Raw genomic sequence first — 6,408 nt, forward strand, 5'->3', positions numbered from 1 at the left:
GCCCTGGTGAGCCACGGCGGCACCCTGGAGGGACCCCTGCTGGTGGCCATGGTGCTGCTCCTCCTGGGGGTGGCGGAGATCGCCGCGCCCCTGGCCGGCGGCCTGGTGGAACTGCCGGCCATCGCCCATGCCGCGGGGCGCATCGAAGCGGTGGCCAGCCAGGAGCCGGCCATCGTCTTTCCCCCTGCCGGGCCGCAGCCGGCGGACGGCAGCCTGGAGATCGAGCACCTGGATTTCTCCTGGGATGCCCACACCCCGGTGCTGCGCGACTTTTCCCTGCACCTGGCGCCGGGCACCCGGCTCTTTCTGGAAGGCCCCAGCGGCTGCGGCAAGTCTTCCCTGGTGCAACTCCTCGCCCGTTTCGAGCTGCCCGACCGGGGCAGCATCCGCCTGGGCGGCGTGGCCCTGGAGGCGCTGGATGAGCCCACCTTGCGCCGCACCCTGGCAATCGCCACCCAGTTTGCCTGGGCCCGGGGCGGCACCCTGGCGGACAACCTGCGCCTGGCGGCACCCCAGGCCAGCGCGGCGGCAATGTGGGAGGTACTGGAGCGGGTGGGCCTGGCGGCGACGCTGCGGACCTGGCCGGAGGGCCTGGAAACCTGGGTCCAGGAGGGGGGACGGAGCCTCTCCGGCGGCCAGCTGCGCCGCCTGGGCGTGGCCCGGGCCCTGCTTTGCCGGGCGCCGTTGACGGTGCTGGACGAACCCACCGAGGGGCTGGAAGACGAGGCAGCCGAGCGCCTGGCGCAGCAGGTCTGCGCCTGGTGCCAGGGCCGCAGCCTGATCTGGATTTCCCACCGGCCCCAGGGCAGCGGCTGTTTCGAGCAGCGGCGGCACCTCGCCCCGCCCGGGGCTTGATCCGGCAATGGCCATGAAATGAAGATCGACAGCCGGCTCGCCCCCCCGAATCCCGGAAGCGCCGAGGCCCGGCCCTACTCTCGCACCTTGCCCCGCGCCGATTTGACCTGGGAGCGGCGGCTCTTGCGTTCGAGGCGCCGCTCGCGGGCGGCCCGGGTCGGCTTGGTGGGTTTGCGGCTCCGGGGTTGCCGGGCCACGCTATCCACCAGTTCCTGCAAGCGGCGCAGGGCCTCCAGCCGGTTGGCCTCCTGGCTGCGGTACTCCTGGGACTTGATCACCACCACCCCATCCCTGCTGATGCGATGATCCCCCAGGGCCAGGAGGCGCTGCCGATGCCCCTCCTCCAGCGAGGCCGCATGGATGTCATAGCGCAGATGCACGGCCGACGACACCTTGTTTACATGCTGCCCCCCGGCCCCCTGGGCACGAATGGCCGTGATCTCGATTTCTTCCGGGGGAATCAGGGTCTTCACGGCCAGGGCATGCTCATCCAAAGCGCCGATTCTAGCGGCTCTCGCAACCTTTGCGAACGACCGGCCCGGCAGGCACGCCAAAGTTGCAGCTCGATTCAAGAGAACCCTTTCTCACGCACTACTCTGTGATAACCTTTCCGCCCCAAGACCCAATCCAGCTTTCCCGCGATGAACACGCCTGTTGCCACGCCCATGACTCCCCGTGCCCTGTTGAAATCGCTGCAGGAGCAGTTCCCTGTTTTTCGTGATTGCCAGCCGCTGGCCATCGGTATCGACAAGGCACTGCTGGCCCGGATACCCGGCTTGGAAAAGAAGGTGCTCAGGGTGACGCTGAGTCTGCACACTCATTCCATGCGCTATCTGAAGACCCTGGAAAAAGCCACGCACCGGTTTGACCTGGATGGCAATCAGGCTGACGAAGTCACGGATGAGCATCGGACCCATGCGGCCAACACCCTCCGCGAACGCCTGAAAAAGCAGGCAGATGAGCGCCGGGCTCGATTGAAGGCCGAAAAAGAAGCAGAAGCCGAGCGTCTGCGGGAAGCGGAAGCCGAGCGTCTGCGCGCCGAAAAACTGATTCAGCTGGCCGAAAAGTTCTCGCGCAAGTAAGGCGCCTGTTCTGCGGGCCAGACCATGCCCACGCCCCTCCCCAACTGCCGGGACTGCCTGCACTACTACATCACCCATGACGTGAGTCTTCCCTATGGTTGCCGGGCCATGGATTTCAAGAGCCGACGCATGCCGGCCCTGGATGTGCTGGAAGTCTCGGGAGAACCCTGTCACATCTTCCGCCCCAAACCCCGGCCCCGCCCCGGATAGCGCCGCCGCCATCCCGGGCCGGACGCCTGCCGCGTCATCTTCAGCGCGTCATCTTCAGCGCGTCATCTACAGCGCGTCATCTACAGCGCGTCATCTACAGCGCGTCATCTGCACCTGGAAATGCGCCGGCCCCGGGATGCGGCAGAACGGCAGGTCCTGCAAAATTTTCAGGAGGACATCGGATACAGCGTAGACAGGGCCACGGACAGGCCGTTGGGCTGGACCATGCGCACGTGTTCCCGGCGCAGTTCGCGGGGGTGCCGGAGGCCGCAGGAATGGGCGATCATCTCCATTTCCTTTTGCATGTTGCGGGCGTAGTGAGCCACCCGTTCGGCCTTGTCTTCCACCACCAGGCCCCGCTGCAGGCGCGGATTGTGGGTGGCGACCCCGGTAGGACAGGTGTTGGTGTGGCAGCGCAGGGCCTGGATGCAGCCCAGGGAGAACATGAAGCCCCGTGCGGTATTGACGAAATCGGCGCCGCAGGCCAGCGCCCAGGCGGCCTTGGCCGGGGTCACGAGTTTACCCGCCGCCACCACCCGCAGCCGCTCCCTGAGCCCGCTTTCCATCAGGACATCGACCACCCGGGGCAGACTTTCCATGATGGACAGGGACATGTGATCCGCCAGGGCCTGCGGCGCGGCACCCGAACCGCCCTCCCCGCCGTCGATGACGAGAAAGTCGGGGGCACAGGCCAGCCCCCGGCGCAGGATGCTCTCGGCCAGGTCGCGCATCAACTCCGAGCCACCGAGGGCGGTCTTGACGCCGACCGGCTTGCCGGTCACCTCCCGCACCCGTTCGATGGCATCGAGCAGTTGCTCTACATTGGCGATGTCCCGGTGCCGATTCGGCGAGAGGGAATCCTGGCCGACCGGGATGCCGCGGATCATGGCGATTTCCGGCGTCACCTTGCCGGCCGGCAGCACCCCGCCCTTGCCCGGCTTGGCCCCCTGGGAGAGCTTGATCTCGAAGGCCCGCACGTTTTCATGGGCCGCCATTGCCTTGAGCTTTTTCGGGTCGAGCTCGCCGGCGGCATCGCGCACCCCGTATTTGGCGGTGCCGATCTGGAAGATCACGTCAGCGCCACCTTCCAGGTGGTAGGGCGACAGCCCGCCCTCGCCCGTATCCATCCAGCAGCCCGCCATCGCCGCGCCGCGGGACAGGGCCTGGACCGCCGGCCGGGAAATGGCGCCATAGCTCATGGCGCTGATATTGATCATGGACCTGGCCACGAACGGCTGCTCGCACCAGCCTGCGCCAATCACCAGGGGCGGGGTCGGCAGCTTCTCTTCTTCGAGCACCGGGAAGGGGTCATTGACAAAGAGGATCGCCCCGTTTTCCTGATTGTTGTAGGTGGAGCCAAAGCCGATGATGCCCCCTTCGTCCTTGGCCAGGCGATACACCCAGCCCCGGGTGGCGCGGTTGAAGGGCATTTCTTCCCGGTCGTTCAGGAAGAAGTACTGGCGGAAGTATTCGCCCAGGCGCTCGAAGAAATAGCGCAGGTGGCCGATGATCGGAAAATTGCGCAGCACCGTGTGGCGCTTTTGCGTGATGTCGCGCAAGAACCAGAAAATGACTAAAACAAACAACACCAAGGCAAGAATCGCCCCGACACTGACGTGGAGCATATTTAGCAAACCGGACACGAGGCCCCTCCCAAAGGTAAAATCGCGGCCTAATCTAGCATACCGAGTCCTGCCATGCCCACCGATTTCCCCGTCCCCCTGGCCCCTGAAATCAGCGCCAATGTGCGCACCGCCCTGGCCGAAGACGTGGGCCCCGGCGACCTGACCGCGGCCCTGATTCCCGCCGGCAAGCCCGGCCGGGCCCGGGTCATCGCCCGCGAGGCCGCCATCCTGTGCGGCACGGCCTGGGTCGATGAATGCTTCCGCCAGCTCGACCCGGAGGTGCGGGTGATCTGGCATGCCGCCGACGGCAACCGGGTCAGCCCCGATCAACTGCTGTGCGAAATCGAAGGGGAAGCCCGGGTGCTGCTCACCGCCGAGCGCACGGCCCTCAATTTTCTGCAACTCCTCTCCGGGGTCGCCACCAGGACGCGCCACTATGCCGATCTGGTGAGTGGCACCCGGGCCCAGGTGGTGGATACCCGCAAGACCTTGCCGGGCCTGCGCCTGGCCCAGAAGTATGCCGTGCGGGTGGGCGGCGGCGGCAACCACCGGCTCGCCCTGTGGGATGCCATCCTGATCAAGGAAAACCACATCATGGCTGCGGGCAGCATCACGGCGGCCGTGGCGGCCGCCCGCAGGGTGGCGGAAAAGGCCGGGGGGCGCTGCCGCTTCATCCAGGTGGAAGTGGAAAACCTGGCGGAACTCGAAGAAGCCCTCGAGGCCGCCGTCCCCATGGTGCTGCTCGACAACTTCGAGCTGGAGATGCTGCGCCAGGCGGTCGCCCTGAATCAGGGCCGCGCCGTGCTGGAAGCTTCCGGCGGAGTGACCGAAGCCAGCCTAGGCGCCATCGCCGCAACCGGGGTGGATCGCATCTCGATCGGCACCCTCACCAAGGATGTGCGGGCCCTCGACCTTTCCATGCGCTTCGTGATGTGAGTCATGTCGGGCAAGAGAGGGCTGGACCGGCCGCGGCAAAGGCCCGCGCTGCAAACGCCACTCTGGCTCGCCGGCAATCGACCGAAGCCGGCGCCCAGGGTAAGTACAGCGGCGGCCCGGCGCCTCAGGAAAACCTCGGCTAGGCGCCAACCCCCGCAGGGACGGGGCGCGGACAAGATGCCGGGGCGCGACGTTAGACGGAGATGTGCGCCGCGAGATAAGCCTTGATCGCGGCTACGTCCGGGGCCATCACCTCCACCTTCTGGGGCAGATTCTCGATGCCTGCGAGGGCGGCGGGCCGCTTTGGCGTCTGCCCCAGGGCTTCATGCAGGGTCTCGGCGAATTTCACCGGCTGCGCGGTTTCCAGCACCAGCATCGGCACCCCGGCCGGCTGCGGATGCTCCCAGGCCACCTTGAGCGCATCGGCGCTGTGCGGGTCGATCATGACGCCATAGCGCTCATAGGCGGTCTTGATGGTGGCAAGACGCTCGGCATGGCAGCTTTTGCCCGAGACGAAGCCAAAGCGGCGCAGGCTTTCGAAGTAAGGCGTGCCGGAGAGGTCGAAGGCGCTGCCGCCCTCCACCTGCTGCCAGAGTTGCCGCACCACGGCGGCATCCCGGCCCACCAGGTCGAAGATGAAACGCTCGAAGTTGGAGGCCTTGGAAATATCCATGGAGGGGCTCGAGGTGACGCGGGTTTCCGCCGTGCTGCGCGGGCGATAGACGCCGGTGCGAAAGAACTCGTCGAGCACGTCGTTCTCGTTCGTGGCGAGCACCAGTTGGGCGATGGGGAGCCCCATCTGGCGGGCGATGTGGCCGGCGCAGATGTTGCCGAAGTTGCCGGAAGGGACGCTGAAGGCCACCTGCTCGTCGTTGCTCCGGGTCGCGGCGAAGTAGCCCTTGAAGTAATAGACGATCTGGGCCAGGATCCGGGCCCAGTTGATCGAATTGACGGCGCCGATCCTGTACTTCGCCTTGAACCCGGCGTCGTTGGAGACCGCCTTCACCACGTCCTGGGCGTCGTCGAACATGCCGGTGATGGCGATGTTGAAGATGTTGTCGTCCGTCAGGGAATACATCTGGGCGCGCTGGAAGGCGCTCATCTTGCCGTAGGGCGAGAGCATGAACACCTTGATCCGGGGCTTGCCGCGCATGGCGTATTCGGCGGCGGAGCCGGTGTCGCCGGAGGTCGCCCCGAGGATGTTGAGGGTCTCGCCGCGCTTTTCCAGCACATATTCAAACAGGTTGCCCAGTAGCTGCATGGCCATGTCCTTGAAGGCCAGGGTGGGGCCATTGGAGAGTTCGAGCAGGGCGAGCTCGCCGGGTTGCAGCCAGTGGAGGGGGGTGATCTCGGCCGGGTCGTCGCCGGGACGGGCAAAGCCGTAGGTCTGGGCAGTGTAGGTCTGGTCGAGCAGGGCCTTCAGGTCGGCGGCGGCAATGTCGTCCACGTATTTGGAAAGGATGGCAAAGGCCAGGTCCGCGTAGGAGAGCTCTCGCCAGGCATCGAGCTCGGCCCGGCTCACCCGGGGATAGGTTTCCGGCAGGTAGAGGCCGCCGTCCGGCGCCAGGCCGCCCAGGAGGATGTCGCAAAAGGGAAGCGCGGGAGAGCCGCCGCGGGTGGAGAGATAGCGCATGGCAAAGGACCAGAAAGCGGAAAAGGCGCGATTTTACCGCGCCCGCTCCGATCCGGGCAGGCTCTGC

Annotated in this window: 7 protein-coding genes; 4 read left to right on the plus strand and 3 right to left on the minus strand. The window is 66.3% G+C overall.

What is annotated here, in order from left to right; genetic code table 11:
- Nucleotides 1–855, plus strand: an 855-nt coding sequence (locus WBH99_RS02845) for an ATP-binding cassette domain-containing protein (protein WP_424218599.1), incomplete at its 5' end; no start/stop codon positions are given.
- A 74-nt stretch (nt 856–929) separates the two neighbouring features.
- On the opposite strand, the gene arfB is transcribed toward WBH99_RS02845, so the two are convergent.
- Complete coding sequence (arfB, locus tag WBH99_RS02850) at nt 930–1,334, minus strand: alternative ribosome rescue aminoacyl-tRNA hydrolase ArfB (RefSeq protein ID WP_424218605.1); 405 nt, start codon at nt 1,332–1,334, stop codon at nt 930–932.
- 186 nt (nt 1,335–1,520) lie between these two features.
- Between arfB and WBH99_RS02855 the strand changes: the two genes are divergently transcribed.
- Together WBH99_RS02855 and WBH99_RS02860 are read left to right on the plus strand one after the other, a co-directional pair.
- Complete coding sequence (locus WBH99_RS02855) at nt 1,521–1,937, plus strand: ProQ/FINO family protein (RefSeq protein WP_424218600.1); 417 nt, start codon at nt 1,521–1,523, stop codon at nt 1,935–1,937.
- A 24-nt stretch (nt 1,938–1,961) separates the two neighbouring features.
- On the plus strand, nt 1,962–2,147 hold the full coding sequence (locus tag WBH99_RS02860; RefSeq protein ID WP_424218601.1) for a hypothetical protein: 186 nt from the start codon (nt 1,962–1,964) through the stop codon (nt 2,145–2,147).
- 167 nt (nt 2,148–2,314) lie between these two features.
- Here the strand turns inward: WBH99_RS02860 and WBH99_RS02865 are convergent, their stop codons facing one another.
- Nucleotides 2,315–3,790 (minus strand): FMN-binding glutamate synthase family protein, encoded by a 1,476-nt coding sequence (locus WBH99_RS02865; RefSeq protein WP_424218602.1) that lies wholly within the window; start codon nt 3,788–3,790, stop codon nt 2,315–2,317.
- Between the two features lie 54 nt (nt 3,791–3,844).
- On the opposite strand from WBH99_RS02865, the gene nadC reads away from it, so the two are divergent.
- Complete coding sequence (gene nadC / locus WBH99_RS02870; RefSeq protein WP_424218603.1) at nt 3,845–4,708, plus strand: carboxylating nicotinate-nucleotide diphosphorylase; 864 nt, start codon at nt 3,845–3,847, stop codon at nt 4,706–4,708.
- A 193-nt stretch (nt 4,709–4,901) separates the two neighbouring features.
- On the opposite strand, the gene thrC is transcribed toward nadC, so the two are convergent.
- On the minus strand, nt 4,902–6,341 hold the full coding sequence (thrC, locus tag WBH99_RS02875; RefSeq protein ID WP_424218604.1) for a threonine synthase: 1,440 nt from the start codon (nt 6,339–6,341) through the stop codon (nt 4,902–4,904).
- Nucleotides 6,342–6,408 lie beyond the last annotated feature (67 nt).

The organism is Azovibrio sp. (assembly GCF_049658005.1).
In the GTDB taxonomy this organism is placed as follows: Bacteria; Pseudomonadota; Gammaproteobacteria; order Burkholderiales; family Rhodocyclaceae; genus Azovibrio.